Origin of the sequence: Chitinophaga tropicalis (assembly GCF_009758205.1) — a bacterium.
GTDB lineage: Bacteria > Bacteroidota > Bacteroidia > Chitinophagales > Chitinophagaceae > Chitinophaga > Chitinophaga tropicalis.
Genome location: NZ_WRXN01000004.1, coordinates 452435 through 478633 on the forward strand (window position 1 = coordinate 452435; position 26199 = coordinate 478633).

At 45.9% G+C, this 26199-nt stretch carries 22 protein-coding genes; 12 read left to right on the top strand and 10 right to left on the bottom strand.

Going from position 1 to position 26199, the window contains the following annotated elements:
• Positions 1-4: 4 nt before the first annotated feature.
• Positions 5-1471 carry a RagB/SusD family nutrient uptake outer membrane protein gene (locus GO493_RS12175; protein ID WP_157306436.1) on the bottom strand — a complete coding sequence of 489 codons (1467 nt, stop codon included), beginning with the start codon at positions 1469-1471 and terminating at the stop codon, positions 5-7.
• A gap of 5 nt (positions 1472-1476) precedes the next feature.
• Positions 1477-4620 (bottom strand): SusC/RagA family TonB-linked outer membrane protein, encoded by a 3144-nt coding sequence (locus GO493_RS12180; RefSeq protein ID WP_157306437.1) that lies wholly within the window; start codon positions 4618-4620, stop codon positions 1477-1479.
• A gap of 185 nt (positions 4621-4805) precedes the next feature.
• Here GO493_RS12180 and mgrA point away from each other — a divergent pair, with 185 nt between their 5' ends.
• A complete protein-coding gene (gene mgrA, locus GO493_RS12185) occupies positions 4806-5801 on the top strand; it encodes an L-glyceraldehyde 3-phosphate reductase (RefSeq protein WP_157306438.1) in 996 nt (331 codons plus the stop codon).
• A 67-nt stretch (positions 5802-5868) separates the two neighbouring features.
• Here the strand turns inward: mgrA and GO493_RS12190 are convergent, their stop codons facing one another.
• From GO493_RS12190 to GO493_RS12210, 5 genes are all read right to left on the bottom strand, one after another.
• Entirely contained in the window at positions 5869-6645 is a 777-nt protein-coding gene (locus GO493_RS12190; protein WP_157306439.1) for a phosphosulfolactate synthase, read from the bottom strand.
• Between the two features lie 61 nt (positions 6646-6706).
• On the bottom strand, positions 6707-7573 hold the full coding sequence (locus tag GO493_RS12195) for an aldose 1-epimerase family protein (protein ID WP_157306440.1): 867 nt from the start codon (positions 7571-7573) through the stop codon (positions 6707-6709).
• Positions 7574-7621: 48 nt separating this feature from the next.
• Complete coding sequence (locus tag GO493_RS12200; protein WP_157306441.1) at positions 7622-7831, bottom strand: hypothetical protein; 210 nt, start codon at positions 7829-7831, stop codon at positions 7622-7624.
• Positions 7832-7884: 53 nt separating this feature from the next.
• Positions 7885-9303 (bottom strand): MBL fold metallo-hydrolase, encoded by a 1419-nt coding sequence (locus GO493_RS12205; RefSeq protein WP_157306442.1) that lies wholly within the window; start codon positions 9301-9303, stop codon positions 7885-7887.
• Positions 9304-9467: 164 nt separating this feature from the next.
• The gene (locus tag GO493_RS12210) at positions 9468-9869 is read right to left on the bottom strand and encodes a response regulator (RefSeq protein WP_157306443.1); all 402 of its coding nucleotides are present in this window, start codon (positions 9867-9869) and stop codon (positions 9468-9470) included.
• A gap of 322 nt (positions 9870-10191) precedes the next feature.
• Here GO493_RS12210 and GO493_RS12215 point away from each other — a divergent pair, with 322 nt between their 5' ends.
• The 3 genes from GO493_RS12215 (at position 10192) to GO493_RS12225 (ending at position 14757) form a co-directional block, all read left to right on the top strand.
• Complete coding sequence (locus GO493_RS12215; protein ID WP_157306444.1) at positions 10192-11253, top strand: sensor histidine kinase; 1062 nt, start codon at positions 10192-10194, stop codon at positions 11251-11253.
• A 52-nt stretch (positions 11254-11305) separates the two neighbouring features.
• A complete protein-coding gene (locus GO493_RS12220; RefSeq protein WP_157306445.1) occupies positions 11306-12019 on the top strand; it encodes a LytR/AlgR family response regulator transcription factor in 714 nt (237 codons plus the stop codon).
• A 134-nt stretch (positions 12020-12153) separates the two neighbouring features.
• Positions 12154-14757 carry a TonB-dependent receptor gene (locus GO493_RS12225; RefSeq protein WP_157306446.1) on the top strand — a complete coding sequence of 868 codons (2604 nt, stop codon included), beginning with the start codon at positions 12154-12156 and terminating at the stop codon, positions 14755-14757.
• Positions 14758-14822: 65 nt separating this feature from the next.
• Here the strand turns inward: GO493_RS12225 and GO493_RS12230 are convergent, their stop codons facing one another.
• Positions 14823-15239 (bottom strand): Dabb family protein, encoded by a 417-nt coding sequence (locus GO493_RS12230; protein ID WP_157306447.1) that lies wholly within the window; start codon positions 15237-15239, stop codon positions 14823-14825.
• A 173-nt stretch (positions 15240-15412) separates the two neighbouring features.
• On the opposite strand from GO493_RS12230, the gene GO493_RS12235 reads away from it, so the two are divergent.
• Genes GO493_RS12235 through GO493_RS12245 form a run of 3 tightly spaced genes read left to right on the top strand, consistent with a single transcriptional unit; the run spans position 15413 to position 18682 of the window.
• Positions 15413-16612, top strand: coding sequence for a glycosyltransferase (locus tag GO493_RS12235; protein ID WP_232538820.1), 1200 nt, complete (start codon positions 15413-15415; stop codon positions 16610-16612).
• Complete coding sequence (locus GO493_RS12240) at positions 16599-17678, top strand: glycosyltransferase (RefSeq protein ID WP_157306449.1); 1080 nt, start codon at positions 16599-16601, stop codon at positions 17676-17678. Before GO493_RS12235 ends, GO493_RS12240 begins: the two co-directional genes overlap by 14 nt.
• Positions 17675-18682: a glycosyltransferase family 4 protein gene (locus GO493_RS12245; protein WP_157306450.1), complete on the top strand. Its 1008-nt coding sequence runs from the start codon at positions 17675-17677 to the stop codon at positions 18680-18682. Before GO493_RS12240 ends, GO493_RS12245 begins: the two co-directional genes overlap by 4 nt.
• Here GO493_RS12245 and GO493_RS12250 read toward each other — a convergent pair.
• Positions 18671-20125 (bottom strand): glycoside hydrolase family 130 protein, encoded by a 1455-nt coding sequence (locus tag GO493_RS12250; protein WP_157306451.1) that lies wholly within the window; start codon positions 20123-20125, stop codon positions 18671-18673. The genes GO493_RS12245 and GO493_RS12250 overlap by 12 nt on opposite strands.
• 209 nt (positions 20126-20334) lie before the next feature.
• On the opposite strand from GO493_RS12250, the gene GO493_RS12255 reads away from it, so the two are divergent.
• Together GO493_RS12255 and GO493_RS12260 are read left to right on the top strand one after the other, a co-directional pair.
• On the top strand, positions 20335-21693 hold the full coding sequence (locus GO493_RS12255; RefSeq protein ID WP_157306452.1) for a glycoside hydrolase family 47 protein: 1359 nt from the start codon (positions 20335-20337) through the stop codon (positions 21691-21693).
• Between the two features lie 124 nt (positions 21694-21817).
• Positions 21818-22210 (top strand): DoxX family protein, encoded by a 393-nt coding sequence (locus GO493_RS12260; RefSeq protein WP_157306453.1) that lies wholly within the window; start codon positions 21818-21820, stop codon positions 22208-22210.
• Between the two features lie 57 nt (positions 22211-22267).
• On the opposite strand, the gene GO493_RS12265 is transcribed toward GO493_RS12260, so the two are convergent.
• Complete coding sequence (locus GO493_RS12265) at positions 22268-23038, bottom strand: DUF1223 domain-containing protein (protein ID WP_157306454.1); 771 nt, start codon at positions 23036-23038, stop codon at positions 22268-22270.
• 200 nt (positions 23039-23238) lie between these two features.
• Between GO493_RS12265 and GO493_RS12270 the strand changes: the two genes are divergently transcribed.
• From GO493_RS12270 to GO493_RS12280, 3 genes are all read left to right on the top strand, one after another.
• Complete coding sequence (locus tag GO493_RS12270; RefSeq protein WP_157306455.1) at positions 23239-24231, top strand: alpha/beta hydrolase; 993 nt, start codon at positions 23239-23241, stop codon at positions 24229-24231.
• A 192-nt stretch (positions 24232-24423) separates the two neighbouring features.
• On the top strand, positions 24424-25443 hold the full coding sequence (locus tag GO493_RS12275; protein ID WP_157306456.1) for a sensor histidine kinase: 1020 nt from the start codon (positions 24424-24426) through the stop codon (positions 25441-25443).
• A complete protein-coding gene (locus GO493_RS12280; protein WP_157306457.1) occupies positions 25424-26185 on the top strand; it encodes a LytR/AlgR family response regulator transcription factor in 762 nt (253 codons plus the stop codon). The genes GO493_RS12275 and GO493_RS12280 overlap by 20 nt, the downstream gene beginning before the upstream one ends.
• Positions 26186-26199 lie beyond the last annotated feature (14 nt).

The following is a 26199-nucleotide window of genomic DNA, read 5'->3' on the forward strand; positions in this document are numbered from 1 at the left end:
AAGATTAAAGTTTATCACTCCAGAAGCTTGTTTGCTGCAGTCTTGAGTTCAGGTTCATTAAAACAGGATCAACCGGCCAATAGTACTTGCCCCGTTGGAAATCAGCCCCATTAATATTATCAAAGCGTAAGATGCCTTTGACGCGGGCCAGCCTTATAAGATCAAAGAAACGGTGGCCTTCCATGAAAAGTTCCCTCCCTCTTTCGTCAATGATAGCTTCAAAGAGATCTGTGTCTGCACCTGTCCATGAATCTATACCAGCGGCACCCCTGACCTGGTCCAGGATAGCGCGGGCATCGCCATAAGCATTGGTAGCTGCCAGAGCTTCTGCTTTTAGGAGCATGATATCAGCCAACCGGAATACTACAATATTGTAATGAGCAATAGGTCCTGTCTGTTCCGGTAAAGCGTAGGTAATATCAGAGTACTTAATACAGATAGGGTCTGTAGTGCTCATGAAGGCAAAGCCATTCTTCACACGCAGATCATTCGTATCTGCATACAGGGTATTCAGTGTTGTAGGATTGAGTGTAAAGACCGCGTTACCGCTTACAGTACTGAGATAAGGCTTTTTGAGCGTCCTGAATGCAATGCCATCACCTATGCCTTCTGTCTCCCTACTCTGCGCTATTTCGAAAACACCTTCTGATGATTTACCTTCCCATATACTGAGCCAGTTATGGCGGTCTACCAGTGAATAACCTCCTTTTTCTATTACGGAATCAGCAGCAGGAATAACTTTTGCATATTCTCCTGCCCAGGCATACATATGTGCCATGAGTGCAAATGCAGCCCCACGGGAAACCCGGATAGCCCTGTCCTGCGGATTGGATGTTTGCCAGGGCAGCAGTTTAAGTGCCATATCAATATCTGCCTGACATTGCGCTAATATATCTTTCTGTGGTGTACGGGGAATATTGATAGCATCAATCAGGTTGTCCTGTGTTTCCAGTACCAATGGCACATCCCCCCAGATACGCGCCATATAGAAGTATGCAAAGGCGCGAAGAAAATATGCCTCTCCCAGAAAAGCATCACGGGTGGTCTCAGGAGAGGAAGAAGTATACTCACTGAGTGGAACAGTGGGAATAAATTTCAGACAACGGTTGGCCTGGTCAATAATTCGGTAGAAATTATCGTACCGGCGCAACTTCATCATGTAACGCCATGTTGCAGCGGCGGTGACAGGCAGGGCCCAGTCAACGGTAGCTGCTGCTTTCAGGTCTGCATCCTGTATATTGCTACCCAGCAATTCGTCGGAAGGCAGATCTCCGTAAGCAAAATGTGTGAGGCCGTCAGCATCGTTCAGAGCTTTGCGTACAAGCGCATAAGCTCCTGCCACACCAGCGTCAGCTTCTGTCTGGTTCTTCCAGAAGTTAACGTCTGTGATCATGCTCACAGGTTCCTTATCCAGCCACTTGCTGCAGGAAGAAAGTAAAAATATGCAGAGGATAATTGTATATCGTTTCATAGTAATCAGAAGTTTACTTCAAGACCAATGGTTGCTTTCTTGGGAATGGGATAGTCGTTGCCTGAGCTGTAGCCATCTACCTGCACGGCTTCCGGGTCAGGCACGGTGGCATTGGACAGCACCCACACGTTGTCCAGGATACCATAGAAGCGGACCGCTTTCAGCTTGAAACGGCTTGTCCACTGACGTGGCAATGTATATCCCAGGCGGATATTCTTAACGCGGAAGAAACTGGCATCTTCTACAAAGAAGGATTGAGCTATATGCCATTTGTCGACACGATTGGTGACCAGTGAAGGATAGCTGGCATGATCCCCCGGCTTACGCCAGAAATCTACACCTGCACCAAAGTCAGATGCTGGTCCTGAACGAGGTCCCCAGAGTCCATAAGGGTCTGAAGAACCGGCATCCTGAAGCTTATCTGACAGATAACCATTCCATAATTTACGACCGGTAATAAAGGTGCAGAGCACATCCAGGGTGATACCTTTCCAGGCAAAGCTGTTGGTAATACCACCGGTCACTTTGGGATTTGGATCGCCCATATTCACCTTATCCAGGTCATCTATGTTATAATCACCATTCTGATCTTTACGTGCAGGATCTCCTGCAGAAAACTCACTTCCACCCTGCCATGTAATACGTTTGCCTGTTTTAGGATCGACAGGAACATCTGCATCGGTAGCATATACACCGTTCACTTCCCATACCTGGAAGGTGAAGAGCGGCTGCCCAATACTGAGAGAACGTTGCAACCAAGGCGGACCGAATTTGAAGTCACGGCCACCGTCAGGCAGGCGTGTTACCATGTTCTTATTAATGGAAATATTAAAGTTGGTACGCCATTGCAAAGCAGACTTCGGAGAAAGATTATTAGTATTGAGCGTGAATTCTACACCCGTATTGCGGAGGTCTACAAAGTTATCACTTACTGTAGTATACCCTGTAGTAACAGGTACCGCCACATCAAAGATCTTCGACTTTGAATCACGTACATAATAATCTGCCGTCAGGGAAACGCGATCTTTGATAAGGTTCATATCAACACCAATATTATACTGGGGGCTTCTTTCCCAGGAGATATTAGCAGCAGCCGCAGCTGCATAATAATTCGGATAAACCACGGTGGTACCATTATAGGTGGTCATCACATCTGTGCCATATAATACCGCATCCAGTGTGGAACGACTGTAAGAGGCGTCTGTGATCAGGCTAAGATAGCGAGCATAGTAATTACCCGGATCGGAACCCGTAATACCATAGCTTCCCCTGAATTTAAGGAAGGAAACAGTATTACGCAGTGATTCCATGAACGGCTCATCAGAAAGTATCCAGCCGGCAGAGATAGCGGGGAATTGCCCCCAGCGTTTGTTTTTGCTATATATGGAAGAAGCATCCCGGCGATAGTCGAACTGCAGCATATAACGTTGCTTATAGTTATATCCTAACCTGCCGTAAAAAGACAAACGTGTTCTTTCGTCGAAAGCCGAAGAAGCGGTGAGATTAGCGCCTGCTGGCACACCTACTATTGTCTTGATGGCATCGACGGTAATACCATTACCCCTTGCGTAGATACGGTTACGGGCCAGGTGTTCTGCTCCCTGTCCGAGTACGCCGGTGAAAGTATGGTCTTTCAGTTTTTTGGTATATACGAGGTAGTTCTCCTGTTCCATACGCCTGTCACCATACACCAGGCTGATTGCGTCGTTCCTGCCAAAGTTGATAATGGAAGGAATGAAGTAATCTCTTCGGTTGGTGTTGAAATTATATGCCAGTGTGCTGTTCATTGTCAGTCCCGGCATAATATTGATAATAAGGCGGGTGTTACCATTCACAGTAGTGGTACGGTCATCGTCTCTCAACGCATCATACCGTCCTGTATAGATTGCCTTTTCTTTTTCTGTGATCTTCCAGAATGAAGAAGGGAAGCCCCAGGCCGTAAACGGATAGCGGCTGAAGCCCAGATCTCCCGCCCCATGTTCTGCCTTCACAAAGCCCATGTAGAGGTCTGTCGATACTTCTACATTCTTGCTGGGCTTTACAGACAGGAACAATCTTGGAGTGATACGCTGTATACCATAACCTATCATTACACCTTCTTCTGTATACCTGTTTAAGGCAATACGGTATGAATATTTTTCATCCGCTCCGCTTACACTGGCGTCAACATTGCTAATAAGCGCATTCTGCAGGAAAAGTCCCTGCCAGTCTGTATTATTATTAAAGGCGGGATTGAGGCTGTCTGTCAGGAACATGCTGAGATTTCCGTTACCATCGTAAGTACCAAGATCACGCAGCAGCTCCATTTTATAGCGTCTTTCAGCTGTACCCGTCATAATTGGCTTCAGGGCTGGCTTTCCCCCTATACCACCATATACAGATACGCGGAAATCAGTAGAACCTATTTTCGCTCTTTTTGTTTTGACGATGATCACTCCATTAGCTGCCCTGGCGCCATAGATAGCAGAAGCAGAGGCATCTTTCAGTACGTCTATAGATTCAATATCATTCGGGTTGATAGCCGCCAGCGGGTTATTATTACCGTAGCTGTCCTGGAAGTCGTTCACATTAAATACAATGCCGTCTATTACATAGAGCGGGGCGCTGATACCACCAGGTGTAACGCTGCTGCTGCCGCGTACGTTAACGATATTGTTGCTTCCCGGTTCGCCGGAAATGGTCAGCACAGAAAGGCCGGCCACCCTACCCTGCAGCATGGCGTCGAAGGTAGGATAAGGCGTGTTCTCAATTTCTTTTCCTTTAACAGAGGAAACGGCGGAAGTGGTTTGCCGTCGCTGAATATCCTGGTAACCGATCACCACTACGTCATTCAGTCCTTTTACATCATCTTCCAGCAAGACATCCAGATCTGTACGTTTGCCTACTTTAAGCTCCTGCGTCTGGTAGCCAACATAACTGACTATTATAACGGGATCGGGAGATCTTAGCTCCAGTGAATATTTTCCTTTTTCATCCGTGGTAGCTCCCTGTTTGGTACCTTTTTCCCGGACGACGACGCCGGGTATGGGAGTTGTAGTTTTCTTGTCTGTCACCGTTCCTGTAATTTTCACCTGTCCCCAGAGCACGCACGGCAACAGTAACAGGATGGCAATAACCGGCCATCTCAGGTTGGTAAACTGATTGCTCATTGTTGCAGTAATTAGAATATAGTGGATACAAAAATTTGGTTGATACTGTCGGCTAGCGCAACTTGAATATACTTTCTGATGTTGCTATAAAACTACAGAGATACTGCACCTGTCAGTTTGCGGATTTTACCTTTTTGTTTACGACAAATAACATCTATCTTGACGCCCAAAATAATTCCATTATTATGAGTGCTTATATTCCAGCCGGCAACCGGTATGAATCTATGTTATATAACCGCTGCGGCAAAAGCGGTATCCGGCTCTCTGCTATTTCACTGGGTCTATGGCATAATTTCGGATCAATAGATAATTTCGAGAACGGCCGGCAGATAGTACGTCGTGCTTTTGACAGAGGCATCACTCACTTTGACCTTGCCAATAACTATGGGCCGGTACCCGGATCTGCGGAAGAGAACTTTGGCTCCATATTACGTAAAGACTTTACAGGCCACCTGCGGGATGAGCTGGTCATCTCCACAAAAGCGGGGTATTTAATGTGGCCGGGCCCATATGGCGACTGGGGGTCGCGCAAATACCTGCTTTCCAGCCTTGATCAGAGCCTGAAGCGTATGAAGCTGGATTATGTAGATATTTTCTATTCACACCGTCCTGATCCCAATACCCCTATTGAAGAAACAATGGGGGCATTGGATACAGTAGTACGTCAGGGTAAGGCATTATATGTGGGCCTTTCCAACTATAATGCAGAACAGACAAAGGCAGCACTGGCGGTATTAAAATCCCTGGGCACTCCCTGTCTGATCCATCAGCCTAAATATTCCATGTTTGAAAGATGGGTAGAGGGTGGTTTACTGGATGTACTGGGAGAAAACGGCGTGGGATGTATTCCTTTCTCTCCGCTGGCGCAAGGCCTGCTGACAGACCGTTACCTGAAAGGTATTCCTGAAGGATCGAGGGCAAGTAAACCCAGTGGGTTCCTGAAAGCCGAACATATTACTGATGCAAGGCTGAACCAGATCAGGCAACTGAATGATATAGCGCAGAAGCGTGGACAATCACTGGCGCAAATGGCGCTGGCCTGGTTGCTGAAAGATGAAAGGGTGACTACTGTACTGATAGGCGCCAGCTCTGTAGAGCAGCTGGATAATAATCTTGGCTCTTTGAATAATGTGCAGTTTTCAGAGGAGGAATTGAAAGAAATAGAGAAGATACTGGCATAATATATCAAATTCAAAAAAAGCGCTTTTGCATTCAGCATGCAAAAGCGCTTTTTTATGGTAGAAGATGTTACTTGCTGTCTCCGTCAAGGTAAAAATGGAAACTATCCCCTCGTAAACCAACCCTCATAGCTTCCAGTGAGATCACCTCATTAGAGGCAATATTTCCCAGGTTGGCGTTACAACCTATCAGGTCAAGGAAATAAAGCTGCTGGTCTTTACGGGGTGCTTCCCAGATGATCTTTTCACCAGGAATTTTGGTCAGTATTTCCTGTACCAGTCCTTCACGTACTTCTCCTGAATCACGGTAAAGGCCTACGGTACCATTTTCCCTTGCTTCTGCAATGATATACTGTGCGCCGGCAGAAAGTTCTGCATTCATCAGTTCTATCCAGCGGTAGGGAGGCGTAATATGCTCACGGTCTTTATCTTTTGACCCCACTTCACTTAAAACGGTACCCAGTTTGGCAAGTTTTTCAATATAACCGCATTTTTCAGCATGGGGGATGGAAAGAGACCCGTCTGATACTTCAACGTAGTTAACATTGTACTTCTTCAGTATGTCCAGGTAGTCGTCAAACTGGTTACGGATAACGAAAGCTTCAAATAACAATCCGCCGAAATAAACAGGGATATTGTACGATTGATAGACTTTTATCTTTTCATCCAGGTTGGGCGTTACATAAGCTGTTCCAAAGGCCAGTTTCACCATATCGACATGGGGAGCGGCCACTGAGAGGAAATCTTTGGCGTCCTGTAAGCTCAGTCCTTTATCTGTTACCATTGTAATACCGTTGGTACGGGGCTGTTGCGTACGCGCGGGGATCTTGTCCAGATTAAAATTCATCTTCCTGATATTTAGCTTCCGTGAATACTTCTTTAGTATGACAAAGGTAATTGAAAGGCCTTTAAAAAAGCCTAACCGACCAGGACCGTTCAAAATGTTTACCGGCCGCCAGGTGCTGTATCCCTTCCTTATGTGACAGCACTCCGGTGGCGTTCACACTATCCGCTATGCCACACCAGGGTTCAATGCACACAAAATCAGCGTCTTTTGCCGCCCAGATACCCATATAGGGGAATCCGTCGTAGCGAAGGCTGAGGCCATGTGGTGATTTATCACTTTTCAGGTCAATGATATTGGATTCCAGTCCTTTGAAAACCAGTGCATCTTTATAAAAGAGCTGTTTTTTCAGAGGCAGTTTATGTGTTTTCACCAGGTAAGGCTCGGGCGAAGCTTCTATCAGACCGTCGTTTGACAGGGGCCAGAGACCGGCATTTTCTTCCACGTTAAAATGGAGGTAGTAGTCTTCATAGCTGAGGCCATCTGTCAGTGGCACTTTAAATGCCGGATGGGCGCCTACTGAGAAAAGCAGGGCGTCTTTGCCTGTGTTTTCAACGATGTAGGTTACGTCCAGCGTTGTACCGTGCAAAGTATAGACTACATGAAAGGTGAAGTGGAAGGGGTACACTTTGAGGGATTCCTCGTCATGTGTCAGGGTGAATGTGAGCTTATGCTCTGTCTGTGCGGTGAGCGTAAACACCCTGTCCCTTGCAAATCCATGCCTGCCCAGTGTGTAACTTTCTCCTTTATATGTGTAAGTGTTGTTCTTCAGTGTACCTACTACCGGGAATAGCACAGGGCTTTTCTTGGCCCATTCGGGGCCTGCGCTCCAAAGATATTCCAGCTTCAGGTCCTTCCGGACAATGCTTTGCAGTTCCGCGCCTTTTTCGGCAACTACTACATGTACATGATCGTTTGAAATCTCAGGCATACCAGCTTTTTGCCTGCAAAAATAACTATTCAGGGCGTTCCCGCAGGCTTATTTTTTCCTGCCGTTCAATACCAGCACTATTCCTGCAACGATAATAATTCCCCCTGCATAAACGGGCCAGCCTACCCAGTGATTTTCTTTTTTGTTGACCTCTACGGGGCCGAGGTCTACTACTTTCTTTTCTGTCTGAACAGAGAAACCGCGTATTACTATCATGGCAATACCTATAACGATCAGAATAATACCGAATGTTTTCATATCAGTTTTTACCACCTGTAGCACAACACACATGCCAGATCGGCCCCGTAGCCTTACAATATCGGAGTTGGCCGCAGGTAATCCGTTAGCCGGAACCGGCCATTATCTTTAATTGCCTTCAATCCGCCTCTCACGTCGATAAAATTATAATACCCCCGGGAGCGCAGGATAGAAAGGAAGATCACGGAACGATAGCCTCCTGCGCAATGAACATAGTACGTATCATCCTTATTCAGCAAGTGCATGTTCTCATTAATATAATCCAGCGGTATATTCACAGCCCCTTGAACATGTTCATTACTGTACTCGCTCCTTCTTCGTACGTCTATCACATTGATCTTTTCCTTCAGGGTAAAAGGCTGTAATGCTGCTGCTGTAATATGGGGTATCCTGTCAGTTTTGTTTCCTCCGGCTATCCATGCCGCAAAGCCCCCGTCCAGGTAACCTATCACCTGGTCATATCCTATCCTGGAGAGCCTTACTATCACTTCCTGTTCCCTGCCCGGATCTGTCACTATCAGCAATGGCTGCTTTGCAAAAGGCAGGAGGGCGCCTGCCCATGGAGCAAAGTTGCCATCCAGGCCAATGTTGATGGCTCCCGGAATGAACCCTTCCACAAATTCTTCAGCCCCGCGGGTATCCAGGATAACGGCGTCTGTTTCCCGTGCAAGCGCCTGGAACTGTTGGGCCGTGAGTGGCTGAAGGCTGCGTGCCATTACGTCGTCTGCTTTTTCATATCCCTGTTTGTTCAACATGACATTCATAGGGAAATAGGCAGGCGGCGGGGTAAGTCCTTCGGTCACTTCCCTTATAAAGGCATCGCGGGTCATGTTTGTGCGGAGTGCATAGTTTGTTGTCAGCTGGTGTGCAAGCGTGTCTCTAGTCTCTTTTGCCATGTTCTTGCCACAGGCGCTGCCAGCGCCATGCCCGGGGTAGATGATAATGTCTCCCGGCAGCTGGAACATGATCTTGCTGCGGAGGGAATCGTATAAGATACCTGCCAGCTCGTATTGTGTTTTACCTGCTGCTTTCTGGGCCAGGTCGGGTCTGCCAACATCCCCGATCAGAAGGGTATCTCCTGTAAAAAGTGCGGTTTCCCTGCCTTCTTCATCTATCAGCAGGTAACAGGTACTTTCCATTGTATGGCCGGGGGTATGTAATATCCTGATCTTTGCGCCGCCCAGGCGAAGTTCTTCTCCATCGGCAGCAACATAAGCGGGAAAAGATGGCTGCGCCGTAGGTCCGTATACGATCATGGCCCCTGTTGCGGTGGCCAGGTCTACATGCCCTGATACGAAGTCTGCATGAAAATGGGTTTCCAGCACAAATTTTATCCACGCATTATTCTCTTCTGCTTTCCTGATATAGGGTTTCACTTCCCTTAATGGGTCTATGATAGCTGCTTCTCCGTGGCTTTCTATGTAATAGGCACCGTGGGCAAGACAACCGGTATAGATCTGTTCAATTTTCATATCTGACAACTTTATATCATAAAGGTCTGTCAAACACAAAACCTGAACAGTGATATCCGTCAGTCATTTAGCTGATCTTATTTCCGGCCAGGCTTCTCTCAAAAGAAATGGGTTTCGCCGAGGCGAAACCCATTTCTTTTGCAACCGGTTGAAAGCATGTTTTTTTATACGGTGCCTACGCGTTCCACTATCTCGAGAATAACATTCCTGCCAATTGGCTTTACAAGATAACCTGCCAGCGTAGGAAATTCCTTTGCCATTCCCAGATCGCTTTCATGGGTGGAACTGGTAAGGATATATATTTTGATCTGTTTAGGGAGGTATAGTTGTACAAACTCACGCATAAACTGCCAACCGTCCATATAAGGCATATTTACGTCCAGCAGGATAAGGTCAGGCAATTCATCTTCTGCATTAATGTGGTTTTTGATATAATTGAGCGCCTGTTCTCCGTCGGTGAACTTATCAATATGCGCAGCCAGTTCCAAACGTTCAAAATGTTGCCTCATAACGAACTGAAAAAGTTCATCATCATCAACGATACACACCCGGTTAAGTTTATTCATCTTACTTTAATGGGGATACGCGTTTATTAAAATATTCTAAAAAGCTGTTTCCTTTGCCTGTTTTGTATCCTGTCCCGATATCACCTTGCGGGGCCAGTTGTTCGCATGATCAATCATAGTCTTTAATACCGTTATTTTGATGCTACCCTGAGTATCTGAAGGTGGTCAGATTTTATTTCTATGGTTAGGATATGTTTATAATAACAACAGCAAGATAAAAAAAAGTACACGTTTGCCGCCAAAAAAGCCGTGTTCATCTCAATATTTTACGATAATAAAGATATTTTCGGTTGTTTTGGATAGTCATTAGTATAAATAAGCAATGAATATCAGTCAAAATGATATACGGCAGGCGTGGTATTCCAGAAGATGGGCTCAGATAGTTCTCCACGGAGTAGTATGGATCACACTTTTTTCCCTCCCTTACCTGTTAAAGCCTTCTCCCGATGCGGCGCATGCCCGTCCGGACCCTGACGAGCAAAGATGGCATGTACATTTTATCATCAATGCTATCTTCCTGACAGCCTTTTTTTACCTCAACGCAGAGATACTGATACCCAGGCTGGTATACAAAAAAAAATACTGGTGGTACGGGGTTTCCCTTTTTCTTCTCTTTACGGTACAGGTATTCTTCAGGTGGATCTTTATAGAAAACTATATCACTACACGTAAATTTGAGATAAAGCCTACTATCTTCTTCACGTTCTTCACTACGCTTTTTTTCCTGTCCTGCAGTACTGCCTGGCGGATGATCAGGGATAAGATGGAGACAGACCGGCTGGCAAGTGAAAAAGAGAATGAGAACCTGAAAACGGAGCTGTCCCTTCTCAGATCGCAGGTAAGCCCTCACTTTATGTTCAACGTACTGAACAATATGGTGGCCCTGGCCAGGAAGCAGTCAGATCAGCTGGAGCCGTCCCTGATCAAATTGTCTTCCCTGATGCGGTATATGTTGTATGAGGCTGATGAAGATACTGTACCACTGGATAAGGAAACCGATTATCTGCAGAGTTATATTGACCTTCAGCAGCAGCGTTTCGGGGCCAAGGTACAGGTAAATGTGAGGATGGAACTGCCGGAAAGCGGTTATGAAATAGAGCCCATGCTGCTTATTCCTTTCGTGGAAAATGCCTTTAAGCATGGTACAGGACTGATACAGGATGCCCGGATCAATATTGAATTAAGGGCTATACAGGGAGTACTGCACTTTTCTGTAGTGAATAAATACAACACTGAGTATGCAGAGATAAAGGATAAGACTTCCGGAATAGGGTTGACAAACGTGAAAAGGCGGTTGAACCTGTTGTACCGGGACGACTATCAATTGCTGATCAATAAACAGGATGGTTGGTTTATGGTATCTTTACTGTTACATTTGCATTGAGCACAATAAATACCAGGAATAACCAGAAAGACAACCAGAAAAACACAACGCAATGAGATTAAGATGCATAGCTGTCGATGATGAGCCGCTGGCGCTGGACCTCCTGGAAGACAATATCAGACAGGTACCTTACCTGGAGCTCGTAGCTAAATGTGCCGATGCTTTCGAGGCTATTAAGGTATTGGAAGAAACTTCTATTGACCTGATCTTCCTTGATATACAGATGCCCGGCCTTACCGGCCTGCAGTTTATACAGAGCCTTTCCCGCAAACCTATGGTGATCCTGATCACGGCCTATGAGAAATACGCACTGGAAGGATTTGAACTGGATGTTACGGATTACCTGGTAAAACCGGTGTCATTGCCGCGTTTCATCAAGTCCTGCAACAAGGCCAGGGAGCTGTTCCAGCTCAGGCAGAACGGTACCCTGCCGGCTACAGCCACTCCTCCTGAGTTCTTTTTTGTGAATTCCGACTACAGCCTGCTGAAGATCAACATTGCGGACATTATCTGGATAGAAGCCCTGAAAGATTATATCCGGATACACCTGGCAGGTAATGCCAAACCTGTAGTAACAAGAATGCCGCTGAAACAGGTGGAAGAGCAACTGACGCCGGCACGCTTTATCCGTATTCATAAATCGTATATCATTGCAGTGTCCCATATTACCGCTATCCGAAAGAACAGTGTGTTTATCGGCACCATGGAGCTGCCGGTAGGTGAGAACTACCGGGAGGCCGTTGCAGCACTGACCGGAGCCAGATAACCCTCTGTCAGCTTATCAAGTAGCTGATCCTGAGCTTGTTTGCCCGCTTCGTCGCATTATTTTATGGCATCGTCTCATTTGACTATGTATAATGGAAATCCACAATTAGTTTTGCTTTATCAGAAATGAATTTTATGCAAAAAATTATCTGGCTTCTTGCCATGTTGACCTTGTCCGTATCTGTATATGCACAGCCGCCCGGAGGATTTCCGGGAGGAGCTCCCCCCCCGGGAAAAACACTGAATGCAGGCCATCTTTACGGTAAAATACTTGATAATGAGGGTAAACCGCTCCCCTATACGTCTGTCATCGTTTTTCAGAACAGGATGGATTCTGCCAGCGGAGTAAAAAAGGAAGTATTGATAAAAGGAGCCATGACTCAGAATAATGGCGACTTCAGCCTGGAAGAGCTGCCGGTTTTCGGTCCGCTGGTCCTGAAAGTGACTGCTACCGGTTTCAAGCCATATACACAAACAATATCTTTCATCACCAAAAAGCCAGCGCCGGGCACTATGCCTTCCTTCGACAAGGACCTGGGTAACATCAAACTGGCCAGCGATATCAGTCAGCTGCAGGGAGTAACTGTTACCGCTGCCAAACCACTGATGAAGGTGGATATGGACAAGAAAGTGTTCAACGTGGAACAGAACATTTCCAGCGCCGGCGGTACGGCACAGGACGTGATGAAGAACGTTCCTTCCGTTAACATTGATATTGACGGAAACATGACCATGCGCAATGCCACTCCGCAATTATATATTGATGGCCGTCCTACCACACTTACGCTGGACCAGATCCCTGCAGACGCTATCGAAAGTGTGGAAGTAATGACCACTCCCAGCGCCAAATACGACGCTTCAGGCGGTGGTGCAGGTATTGTGAACATAGTACTGAAGAAGAACCGTAAAACAGGCTATAATGGTAACTTACGCGCCGGGGTTGACAAACGCGGCGGACTGAATGGAGGTGGTGATATCAACCTCCGCCAGGGTAAGTTCAACATTACGGCCAGCGGTATGGGCAACCAGATGAAGGACCGTACTACCGGCAAAACAGACAGGAACGATATTTCTGCTGATCCTGCTATCCATACCCTACAACAGAACAGCAGCAAAAATAACGGCGGCTTCCTGTTTGGCAGGCTGGGACTGGACTACTTCATGAACAACCGTACCACCCTGTCTGTATCCGGCATCAAGGTACACGGCAGCTTCAAGCCCAGCAGCATCCTGGATATTGACACTGACAGCCTTTTCTCCGGCGGCACTTCCACGGCTTTCAGCCGCAGGGTAACCAACAGCAGCCGTACTTTCAACGGTAACGGTCTTGTGCTGGGATTGAAACATCTCTTCCCTAAAGAAGGAGAAGAACTGACAGTAGACGGTAACTACTTTGGCGGTACCAATACAAACCACTCACTGTATAACACTGACTATTATAATATCAAAGGTGGCGCCGTAACGGGTAATGAACTGCAGAAAATAGACGGAAGCGGAAAAATGCGGCATATCACCGCACAGACAGATTATGTAAAACCACTGGGCGCCAAAGGTAAACTGGAAACAGGTTTAAGGGCCACCTTCCGTCATATTGAGAACAGGAACTTCAACTATATGTTTGATGAGGCGGCTGACCAGTATATTCTGACCTCCAACATCAGCAGTAACTACAAGAACAATGAGAGCGTGTATGCCGCCTATGCTTCCTTCAGCAACAGCATACATAACTTCAGTTACAAAGTGGGATTGCGGGTGGAAAGCTCTGAATATAACGGGGAGCTGATACAGACCGGTCAGAAATTCAGCAATACCTATTCTGCCAGTCTTTTCCCTACTGTTTTCCTGAGCCAGAAATTCAAACATGACCAGGAGATACAGCTGAGTGTTACCCGGCGTATTAACCGTCCGAATTTCTTCCAGCTGATACCGTTCGCCGACTCCACAGACAGGCTGAACATTACAAAAGGTAATCCTAACCTGGTACCGGAGTTCACCCGTTCTGTAGAATTGTCTTACCTGAAAACATTCAAGGGTAATCACACATTACTGGCATCTGCATATTATAAATATACAGACAATACCATCACCAGTTATATAGACCGGCAGACTGACGATGCAACAGGAAATACGGCGCTGATCAACACTTATATCAACGCTAACAGCAGTTATACCACAGGTGCGGAAATAACTGTTATGAACTATCTGACAAAATGGTGGAACGTATCTACCAACATTAACCTGTACAATTCAAAAGTAAATACAGGCACTGCCGCTGTAACTAACCAGGAAGCATTGTGGAGCATGTTCGGTAAGCTGAACAGTAACTTCAACCTGCCGGCTGCTATTGACCTTCAGCTGACAGCTACTTACCAGTCTAAAACCAACCTGCCGGTAAATACCAATAAAGGTTTTGGTGATGGGCCTCCTGACATGCAGGCGCAAAGTTCTTCCCAGGGTTATATCCGTTCTTTCTACGGGATAGACCTGGCGGTGAAGAAGAGTTTCCTGAAAAACAAGGCACTGAATGTGACATTGAGCGTGAGCGATATTTTCAGGAGCAGGATCACAGACCAGTATTCTTACAGCGCTTACTTCACACAGAATTATACCCGCCTGCGTAACCCGCAGATGTTCAAACTGAACTTTGCTTATCGTTTCGGTAAGGTAGATGCAAGCCTGTTTAAGCGTAAGAGCTCAGGAGCGGGTAACCAGGGAATGATGGATGGCATGCAACAATAATAGATCGCAACAGTGATGAACGGTTAATGCGGATGGTGTGAAAACCATCCGCATTTTTTTTGCTGTTAAATATCTTCGGAATCGTATACTATCACTTTCTTCCATAAAGAAGAACATTCTTCAATGAACTTCAGATGTGCCGGGTCTGTCTGATAAATGTCCTGTTCTGCTTTGTTCTTAAAGAACAACAGCCAGGAAACGGCATATGAACGGTCTATTACATCGCGGTTGGTAGTGGAGGGAACGCCTATATGGCATTGCTGTATGGTCTTTGCTGCTTTGGCCAGCTTCTGCAATCCGGCTATCAGTTTGTTCCTGTCTTCCTGGCTGTCAGGATTATGGAGCCAGAAATAAACGTGGTGTACGAAGACCTTCTTCGTTTGTGCCGCCATAGCCGCGCCTCCTGTCAGCGAGACCATGCCGGTAACAGCCGCGGTTTTGCCTGCTGCAGAAAGGAATTGTCGTCTGGTTTGTTTCGACATTGGGTTATTATTTTATGCCGGAAAATAGTTAAAATAGCTTAACTTTAGAAGACCTGCTATCAACTACTAAAACAACAGCCCTTATTCCCCTTCCCGAAACCAATGAAATCTTTTCTATTTATCCCTGTAGAGGTTGTATGTTTTTCATTCATGTAAAAAGGTAAGAGATGCAAATGTCTGAGATGAAACCCCAGATCCTTTTTGTAGGTACTTATACTCCGCGGAAATGTGGGATTGCCAGTTTTACGGGCGACCTGGTCCATGCCTTACAGCAATTGCTGCGTAATGAGTATGATATTCGCGTATGCGCGCTGGACAAAAAGAGCGAGGCAGGGAAATATACTTCCCCTGTTACAATGGTAATGGACGGCTGCCGCCTGAATTCCTGTATTGCCGGCGCTGAAGCTATTAACAATCATCCTGCTGTAAAGCTGGTTTGTGTTGAGCATGAATTTGGCCTGTTTGGCGGCAATATAGGAGAGTTTGCACTTGGCTTTCTCTCGTTGCTGAATAAACCTTTTATTATCCGTTTTCATACAGTACTGCCTGATCCTGATCCGGAAAGGCTGAAGCTGATAAAAAGCATCTGCCTGCTTGCAGACAAAGTGGTAGTGATGACCAGGCACTCTCAACGCCTGCTTATTGAGCACTATGGGATAAGTGCAAATAAGCTGATGATCATTCCTCATGGTACCCATCTCATACCTCCTCAGTTCTCTGCTTCACTCAGGGCAGCCTTCCATCTTGAAAACAGGAAGATATTAACCACCTTTGGCCTGCTAAGCCCTAATAAAGGCATAGAAACAGGTATCAGGGCTATGACCAGGATAGCAACGCAGTTCCCTGAAGCTATTTACCTGATACTGGGACGTACACATCCCAACCTGGTGGAAACAGAAGGCGAGGCCTACAGGGAATACCTGCAGGGATTGATCAATGAATACCAGCTTCATGACAATGTACGCCTGGTAAATGACTTTATTCCCACAGAACAATTACTGTCTTACCTGGCACTGACGGATATTTATCTCTTTACTTCCAGGGACCCCAACCAGGCTGTAAGCGGCACATTCCTGTATGCCATGAGCGCTGGTTGCGCCATTATATCAAACGATTTTGTGCTGGCACGTGAAATGCTTGATGATGAGACCGGTATAATTATTAATACCGGCGACGACAAAACCATGGCGGCCAATGCTATCTACCTGCTGGGCAATGACCAGGTAAGGAACAATATGGGGAATCTTGCTTTCATGAAAACAAGAGATACTCTCTGGGAAAATGTTGCCCGTAAACACGCCCTGCTGTTCCAACAGATGATCAGGCAACAGGCGCCTCTTTTACAACAAAATGATCAGCATGTTACACCCTGAAAAACTATCGGCCACGACATTTACTTCCGGCAAACTGGCCATGCCGGTCTTTAACCCGGAGCACCTGCTCTGTCTGACTGATGCCACAGGCGTCATGCAGCACGCCCTGCGCTCTCTTCCCAACCGTAAAGAAGGCTATTGTACAGATGACAATGCAAGGGCATTGCTGCTTACCATTTTTGCCTGGAAGCTGGGGCGGTATCCCGGAATATTGAAGCTGATGCCTGTCTATCTCAGTTTTGTACACTACATGCAACGGGAAGACGGGTACTTTGATAACTTCATGTCCTACAATAAGGCCATCATCCCAAACGATAATTCAGAAGACGCCTACGGGAGAGCATTGATGGCACTGGGTTATCTTATCTGCGATGGCCCTTCCATGCAGTATAAAAGGACAGGGGAAGAACTGTTCATGAGGGCCTATCCGCATATACACGGACTGGTATCGTTACGTGGCATTGCCAACAGCCTGATCGGGCTATGCCGGTTTATCACGCATGCGCCTGACAACAGGAAAAGGGAAACTGTCTCTTATCTTGCAGACAAGCTGATCACAGAGTATGCCCGTTATAGTGATAACGAATGGAAATGGTTTGAAGATATACTGGCTTATGACAATGCCATTATACCACTGGCATTATTACACGCCTATGAAGTCACCCAGTATCCCCCCTATCTCAAAGCAGGGCTGGAATCAGGCGCTTTCCTGGAATCGAAAGTGTTCAGGAATGATATATTATGTATCATAGGCAGCAACGGCTGGTACCGGAAAAACCAGGATGCGGCATTATTTGACCAGCAGCCTGTAGATGCAATGGCATTGGTATTGTTCTATCAACAAGCTTTTTATGTAACCGGCAACAGGGAATTTGCAGAGAAGATGAACAAATGCTATCAATGGTTTACAGGCAGGAATATATTGTGCCTTTCTCTCTACGATGCAGGCACAGGAGGCTGTGCCGACGGATTACAAGAGGACAGGGTCAGCGAAAACCAGGGGGCAGAAAGCACTATTGCCTACTGGATCTCTCATTTCGCTGTCTGTGAAACGCTCGATAAATGAAGATCGCAATCCTGGCCCCTATTACATGGAGAACCCCTCCAAGACATTACGGCCCCTGGGAACAGGTAGCGTCTGTGCTCACCGAAGGCCTTGCTGCCAGAGGGACAGACGTTACCCTGTTTGCCACAGGAGATTCACTGACCAGGGCAAAACTTTCATCCGTACGCGAGAAGCCACTGGGAGAGCAACCCGGCGATCATAAGGTATGGGAATGCCTGCATATTGCTCATATAATGGAACGTGCCGGTGAATTTGATCTCATACATAATCATTACGACTTCCTTCCGCTTACCTATTCAAGGCTGATACGCACTCCCATGCTGACAACTATTCATGGGTTCTCCTCTGAGGCTATTGTACCCGTGTATAAGAAATACAATACCAGCAGCTGGTATGTTTCTATCAGCAACAGTGACCGCCACCCCGGGCTTACTTATACAGATACTGTTTACAACGGTATCAATGAACAGCTCTTTACTTTTACTGAAAGCCCTGAAAATTACCTGTTAAGCTTTGGCAGGATACATCCTGAAAAAGGTACTCACCTGGCTATAGAGATCGCAAAGAAACAACGTATACAGCTGATCATTTGCGGACTAATACAGGACCAGGCCTACTTTGATACACAGGTTGCTCCCCATATTGATAATTCATCCGTTATCTACAAAGGCAATGTTGGTCCTGAAGAACGGAACAGCATATTAGGGAATGCAAAAGCCCTGCTGCATCCCGTCCTGTTCAACGAACCTTTCGGCTTAAGCGTGGCTGAAGCTATGATGTGCGGCACTCCCGTCATTGCATTTAACAGGGGGTCTATGAAGGAACTGGTACAGGACGGTACAACAGGTTTCCTGGCGACAACAACGACAGATGCTGCAGCGGCTGTTAACAGGTTACAGCACATCAGCCGTCGTTCCTGCCGGGACCATGCTATGAAGCATTTCAGCCAGGGTAGAATGGTAGAGCATTATCTTTCTATCTACGAAAGAATATTAAAGGGTTGATCTCAGTATCTCATCCAGCAGTTCATTTAACGGAATGGTGGCAAAAGAGGAAGCATAATCGGACACTGCATAAGGAAGAAATAACTGGCCGGCATGTACGCAGGCGCCACAGGAATAAACAACATTCGGCACATACCCGTTCCTCTCATCCTCATTAGGCATGAGCAGGGGTTTACCTAACCGGCCAATTTCCTTTAATGGATTATCCAGGTCAAACAGGCTGGCGCCCAGGGAATATTTCCTCATAGGTCCTACTCCATGCGTGATAACCAGCCAGCCTTTTTCTGTAAGAATGGGCGAGCCGCCGTTACCAATCTGTACAAACTCCCACGGATATACCGGTGCCTGCAGTAATGTCGCTTCTTCCCAGAGGTGGAGATCGTCAGAGAACATAATATAATTGTTGACACCGTCTATACGGGATAACATGGCATATTTCCCGTTAATACGCCTGGGAAAAAGTGCCAGGTTCTTATTAACTGCCGCTTTACCATATAAAGGAGAGATCTTAAAATGGCAGAAATCTGTTGTTTCTATGAGTTTGGGCAGGATGAAAACGCCATCGTATGCCGTATAGGTGGCATAGTATATTACAGAACCATCATCCTCTGTAAATCTTACAAAGCGGGCATCTTCAATACCATTCTTTTCTGTGAAACTGACAGGGAAGATCACCCTTTCCGACAGGCTGGAATCTTCCGGGAAATGCAGCTCGTAGGTAGCATCCACCAGTTTCATCACACTGCGTTTCAGCATTTCCCGCTCTGCCGTCCTTTCTATATCTATCAGGGAGTTCCTGAGCACCACATCCATCTCTTCATATGTGAATTCATCTGTAAGCTGATGAATGATGGTGGAGTGTATATCTTCCGGCAGGCGGAGCTGGGTAAGCTGCTGTTCAAATTTCTTTTTGTTATTCAGTCTTTCCTCTGTGATCAGTCCTTCTTCTATAAACTTATCGGGTTCAATCATCCGGATATTACAATCTTTATCCAGTATACCTTCCCTGAAAGTGATAGATGAAATATGGCTTTCGCCTGTAGCCCTGAGGCTGATCACCATACGTTTCTCTCCTTCGGCAAGCCCGGACTGGTCAGGCGCTTCCACAACGGAGGGATTGAAGAGCGCTGCAGCTTCTATGGAATATTCCATTGTGAAATAGGCGCCGATGAGAAATCTTTTTTCCCTGGAGAGCTGCATACCGTCTGACAGCAGAGGACAGACACGTTCAAAGTGCGCTTCAAATATGAGCTCAATATCCTTGTACCTGCAACAAAACTCCTGTAATACCTGGTTCAGAAGTGCGCCGGCCACTTCTTCTGTCATCCGGCTCACTTTCTCCACTATCATGAGTGCACGTTCATTTCCGGTATTAAAAAAACGGGGGATCACTTTTTTCAGATCAGGATTGATCCTTACATTTTTTCGGGTAACCTGTAGCATACTGAACAATCTATCGGTGAAAAAATGGAGAGTACTGACGTAAAGGTAGTATTTTTAAGGCACCTTAAAACTCATCTGTTATGATGTGATATATGATTTTCTTTTCCACGTTATCATGGTGGCGTTTGACCTTACAGTAGTATTGCACCGAATAATACATTAAAAAAATATACACTATTTGTTAATTTAGCGGCGTAATTAAGCCAATAATGAAACGAGCTATCCTGGTTACCCTGACCATGGTCTATTCCTATGCTATACAAGCCCAGACGGCAGCCCTGTCTCAAAGTGTGAAACAGGAATTTATCCGCTCCTGGGACTCCTACAGAAAATATGCCTGGGGCCATAATATGCTCCTTCCCCTCTCCCGCTCTTTTTCAGACGGTTATGAGCAGCCCCTTCCCATAGGGCCTGTAAACGCATATAGCACTATTAAAATAATGGGACTGCAGAAACAGGCGAGGGAAATAGAAAGATATGTCATGGACAGCTGTGACTTTAACAGGGATGTGTATGTCAAAACATATGAAATGAACACCCGTATACTGGGCAGCCTGCTATCCATGTATTCCTGCACTCATCAGCCAACAGTACTGGCAAAAGCCCGGGACCTGGGAGACAGGCTATTGAAGGCATTCAAAACACCTACAGGTATTCCCTATTGCCGGGTGAACCTGAAAACGGGAAAGACCAGCGGAGAAAACGTAAGCACAGCAGAAGCAGCAGCTTATACGCTGGAAATGGGCATCCTTAGTTACTATACAAAAGACCCTGTATATTACCAGGCCGCCAAAAAGGCTTTAATGGCTATATACGGACGCCGCTCAAAGCTGGACCTGGTAGGAGAAACAATTAATTGCGAAACGGGCGACTGGCAAAGCACTACCAGCGTTACCGGTGTATATTATGAATCTGTATTCAAAACCTCATTGCTGTTCAAAGACCCGGAAGTAAAGCAGATATGGGAGAAAAGTATTTCCGCTACCCATAAATACGATATGACAGAAAATGATACCGCCCTATGGTATGGCCGCGCAGAGATGTATTCAGGAGAAATACTGAACCCTGTAGTAACGCAGGAAGACGCCTCCCTGCCCGCATTGCTATGCCTGGATGACGACGCAGAAACAGCTGCCAGACTGCTGCGTACCTGGAACGGCGTTTGGAACAGGTACGGGCTGGCACCGGCGGTATATGATTACCGTAAGCAACAGGCTTCCTATGCACAATATGAACTTACTCCGGAAATCATTGCCTCTGCCTGGTACCTGTACGACTATACCAAAGAACCTGTATATGCAGAAATGGGCAAACAGTATTACAACGCCATATTGCAATACTGCAAAACGCCATTAGCATTTGCAGCCATCTCTGACGTAAGGTCTAAAAAACAACGGGATGAACTGCCTGTATATTTCTTTGCGGAAACAATGAAATACCTGTATCTCCTGTTTACGCCGGAAGCTGGATTTAATACGGAAGATTATATTTTCAGCAGCGGAGCACACCCGTTCAAACTCACGGAATTTAAAATCACAGAAATAAACAGGCGGTTGGGTATAGGATAACGGTTATAATGCCCGGATTGTCTGATCCACGATTTAATACGTCCACTTCAACACTTTTTCACTCTGATATGGCTCTGTTTTATGACAATTTTGCTTCATCAAATCACGTAAAACAAGCAATATCATGAACACAAAAACAGCAAAAATAGTTTACTGGACAGGCGCCGTATTAACTTCACTATGGTTCGGTACAAGCGGTATCTGTGAACTAACTGCCAATCCTCTTGTATGGGATATTACGCTTAAACTGGGGTATCCTGCTCACTTCATTTACATTCTTGGTGTTTTCAAACTTTCCGGTGTATTGGTCCTTCTCACTCCCAACAGGTTGTTGAGATTAAAAGAATGGGTATTTGCAGGCATCTTCTTTGACATTCTCTTTGCTTTCTTCTCCAAACTGAGTGTACTGGGTTTCCCCGCTACTATCGATGCCATCATTGCCTTCACAATGGTTACAGTAACCTATACTATGTACAGAAAATTATACCCTGCAACATATACCAGTCTTACTGCATAATTAATTGAATCAAATTAGAAAAGAGTGTCTGATGTTATTCAGACACTCTTTTTATTTCTATAGAACTACGCTGCGTGCAGCCGCTGCTATTACACCATTTTCAGGGTCCTGCACCATTCCTACAATCTCCCATTCCTGTGCATTGAAATCTTCAGGTACAGGAATCTGTTCTTTCGCCTTCTCACCCTTCTTCAAGTCAAATACGTAAAGCTTACGTACAATCTGCGCATGAGAAAGTGTACGTCCTTCATTCTCTCCCCGTTTAACTTTACTCACTGCATGTTTCTGTACCACGGCAATAAGCAGCTGATCATTGCGCGTATTACCTGTAACCTGGTAATTGAGCGCTATATTCCCCGCTTCCTGTCTTGCTTCAATTGTCAGCCCGACAGTTGGAACACTGCTTAAGCCCTGTGTTATTCCCTGACTTACCGCAGCCTCGTCAGAACCTATACATTCCGATCTGCCATTGATAACTACCTGTGGAGTATATACCTGTCCCTTAAAAAAGCGGCTGTACTGGTATTGACGTTCTGAATACTTTGCATCGCTGAACACATCTTTCCAGCCCAGCCGGTTCCAGTAATCCACATGATAAGCCAGCACATATACGGGTTTGTTGCCGGCTTCTTTCTGAATGCGTTCCAGCAAAGCATCTGCCGGGGGACAGCTGGAGCAGCCTTCAGATGTAAAAAGTTCAAGTACAGCAAAACCATTGCCTGCAGCCCGTCGCCACTTTTCTGCTTTTGAAGCATTACTTCTGAAAGAAAGGAAAGTGATAGAGACCAGTAATACCAGTATGGTATACAACATTGAATTCTTAAGCATACTCATTGTTTATGTTTTTAGTGACGAGCAAAGCTAGATGCAGCTCACCTCTCTGCATATCAATAAGTTCTTTAACCAGACAATTATCCCCGTGAATCAGGCATGTCTAACCGGGGGGTTAAAATGTCCGGTTCACGGTAATGGAGATTGTTGCCGGATGGCATTGAACCTACTTTTGTTGCAGAATAAATCAATCATCTATGTATAACAATCACAACATAAACTTCTGTTCCCTTGTAGTCATCGTACTAATGCTGGGCATACCAGATCTTCTGAAAGCGCAGGCTCCTGTATTCAGCCAGATAAAACAGATCAAAGCAGGAGTGCTTGATATTGGTTATGCAGAGGTTGGTCCGGTAAATGGGAAACCGGTTATTCTCCTGCATGGATGGCCTTATGACATTCAAAGTTACGCGGAAGTAGCGCCTTTACTGGCAGCAAAAGGTTTCAGGGTCATTGTTCCCTACCTGCGCGGCTATGGCACTACCCGTTTTCTTTCCGCCCAGACACCCCGTAACGGGCAGCAGGCAGCCCTGGCTGCAGATGTTATTGCGCTCATGGACGCACTGAAGATCAACAAGGCTGTTATTGGCGGCTTTGACTGGGGAGCCCGTACAGCAGATATTGTTGCGGCCCTGTGGCCTGAGCGTTGTAAAGCGCTGGTATCTGTGAGTGGTTACCTTATTGGTAGTCAGCAGGCCAACAAAGCCCCTCTCCCTCCCAAAGCAGAGCTGTCCTGGTGGTACCAGTTCTATTTTGCTACTGAACGGGGGCGCCTGGGTTATGAGGCCAACCGCTATGACTTTGCAAAACTGATCTGGCAAACAGCTTCCCCACAGTGGCATTTCAGTGATACAACTTTCAGGCAGTCTGCCGCCGCTTTTGACAACCCGGACCATGTGGCCATTGTGGTCCACAATTACCGCTGGCGTCTCGGACTGGCAGAGGGAGAAGCAAAATATGACAGCCTTGAGAAGAAACTTGCAACAGCACCTGCTATCTATGTGCCTGCTGTTACGCTTGAAGGCGATGCCAATGGCGCTCCTCATCCTGATCCATCCTCTTATGCTGCCAGGTTTAAAGGCAAATACGCGCATCATACCATAAAAGGTGGTATTGGTCACAATCTTCCGCAGGAAGCACCTCAAGGCTTTGCTGACGCTATTATTGAAGCAGCCGGCTTTGCCAGATAAAACTCTTTTTAAGAGCAACATGTGGCAACATCAATGTTCAGATAAACCAGTTGTCTGACTTATTATTGAAAGTCATAAAATCATTAGTACGATGCTATTGCTTCCAGTATTGCAACATAGTCCATTCATGTGTTCCCATAAAGAATCTGAGTATATTTGTCAACAGCTTCCATCAAAGCAAATATTCTATTGATGAAGAAAACAGGTTTTAAAATATCTCATACTACTATCTGGGTCAGTTCAATTTTTCTTGGACTGCTATCTTCAGTGCCGCAGATCGCGGCCCATCATTTCAACACTGCCGAGGCTATTGTCAATGCCGCCCTGACAGGTACATTTGCTTTGGTGATGTGGTATTTCAACATCTTCATTTTATCACGCAGTACGGGCAGGTCCCGCAAACAAAGCATCTCTTATCCGAAGCTTTTAAGCACCCTGTTGTTTGGTATGGTAGTAATGCTGGGGCTTGCATGGATACAGCAGCTGATCCTCTCTCATATCAATTTTGGCCCAACTATGCTAATGGTGGAGGTACGTGGTATTCTGATCAACCTGATATTCTACATGTTTCTGAACATGCTTCAGCAGAACTACGAGAACCAGCACGTGAAGATGGAACTGGAGCAGATTAAAAACGATAATCTCGGTGCGCAGTATGAACTGCTGAAACAGCAGGTTAATCCGCATTTCCTGTTCAACAGTCTCAATACGTTAAAAGCCATGGTGGAAAGCGGAGACGAAGAGGCTATTGATTTTATCATCAAGCTATCGAACTTTTACCGTTATACGCTGGAAAGCCGTAAGCTTGACCTGATCCATGTGCATGAGGAAATGGAAATACTCAATGCTTACCTGTTCCTGCAAAAGGCCAGGTTTGATGACGGGCTTGTCTTCACCAATGAACTTTCCACAAAGGGCTTAAACACTCTTATTCCTCCGTTCACATTACAGCTGCTGGTTGAGAACTGTATTAAACACAATGTTGTATCTCTGCAAAAGCCGTTGAGCATAAGGATATATGAAGAAGATAACTGCATAGTGGTTGAAAACAGGGTCCAGTTAAAAACCGGCGAGGTTAACTCACTCGGAGTAGGCCTGAAAAATATAAATCTCCGCTATCTCCATCTGCTCGACAAACAGGTAGACATTGTCAACGATCAACATATATTTAAAGTAAAACTCCCGGTTATTTATGAATATCATAATAATTGAAGACGAGCTGAGGACAGCCAAATCGCTGGAGAATATTATCCGGGCAATTAAGCCGGAAGCAAAGATAACCGGGCAGTATCAGAGTATTGAAAGCTCAGTAGAAGCATTGTCTGAAGGCGCACAGCCGGACCTGGTATTCATGGATGTACAGCTGGCTGATGGTCTCTGTTTTGAAATATTCAAAGCAGTTAAGGTCACATGTCCGGTAGTCTTTTGCACCGCCTTCGATGAGTATTCTCTTGAAGCGTTTAAAAACAACGGTGTAGATTATGTTCTTAAACCATTCTCAAAAGATGATATTAAGGATGCACTGAGAAAAGTGGACGAGCTTAAAAATTTCTTTCAGCAGAAAACAACGCCTGATATTGAGGAGCTGTTGTCCAGGCTGAGCCCGTCCGGTGGTAAGACCAGCTTCCTGGTTTTCCGGAATCAAAAGTATACGACCGTACATGTAGACAACATCGCTTATTTCTACATTAACTTCGATGCTACATCGATCATGTGTTTTGATAAGCAGAAGTTTGATGTTACTCAATCGCTGGACCAGATCGCTGCTGCTGTTTCCTCTAAGCAGTTCTTCCGCGTTAACCGTCAGTACCTGGTCAACTTCAAGGCTATCAAAGAAGTGGAACATTATTTTCTTCGTAAGCTACATGTGAAGCTGGTTATTGAGACACCTGAGAAGCTGCTTATTAACAAGGAAAAATCGCGCAACTTCCTGACCTGGATGGAAGACAGATAAGTAAATAATTATGC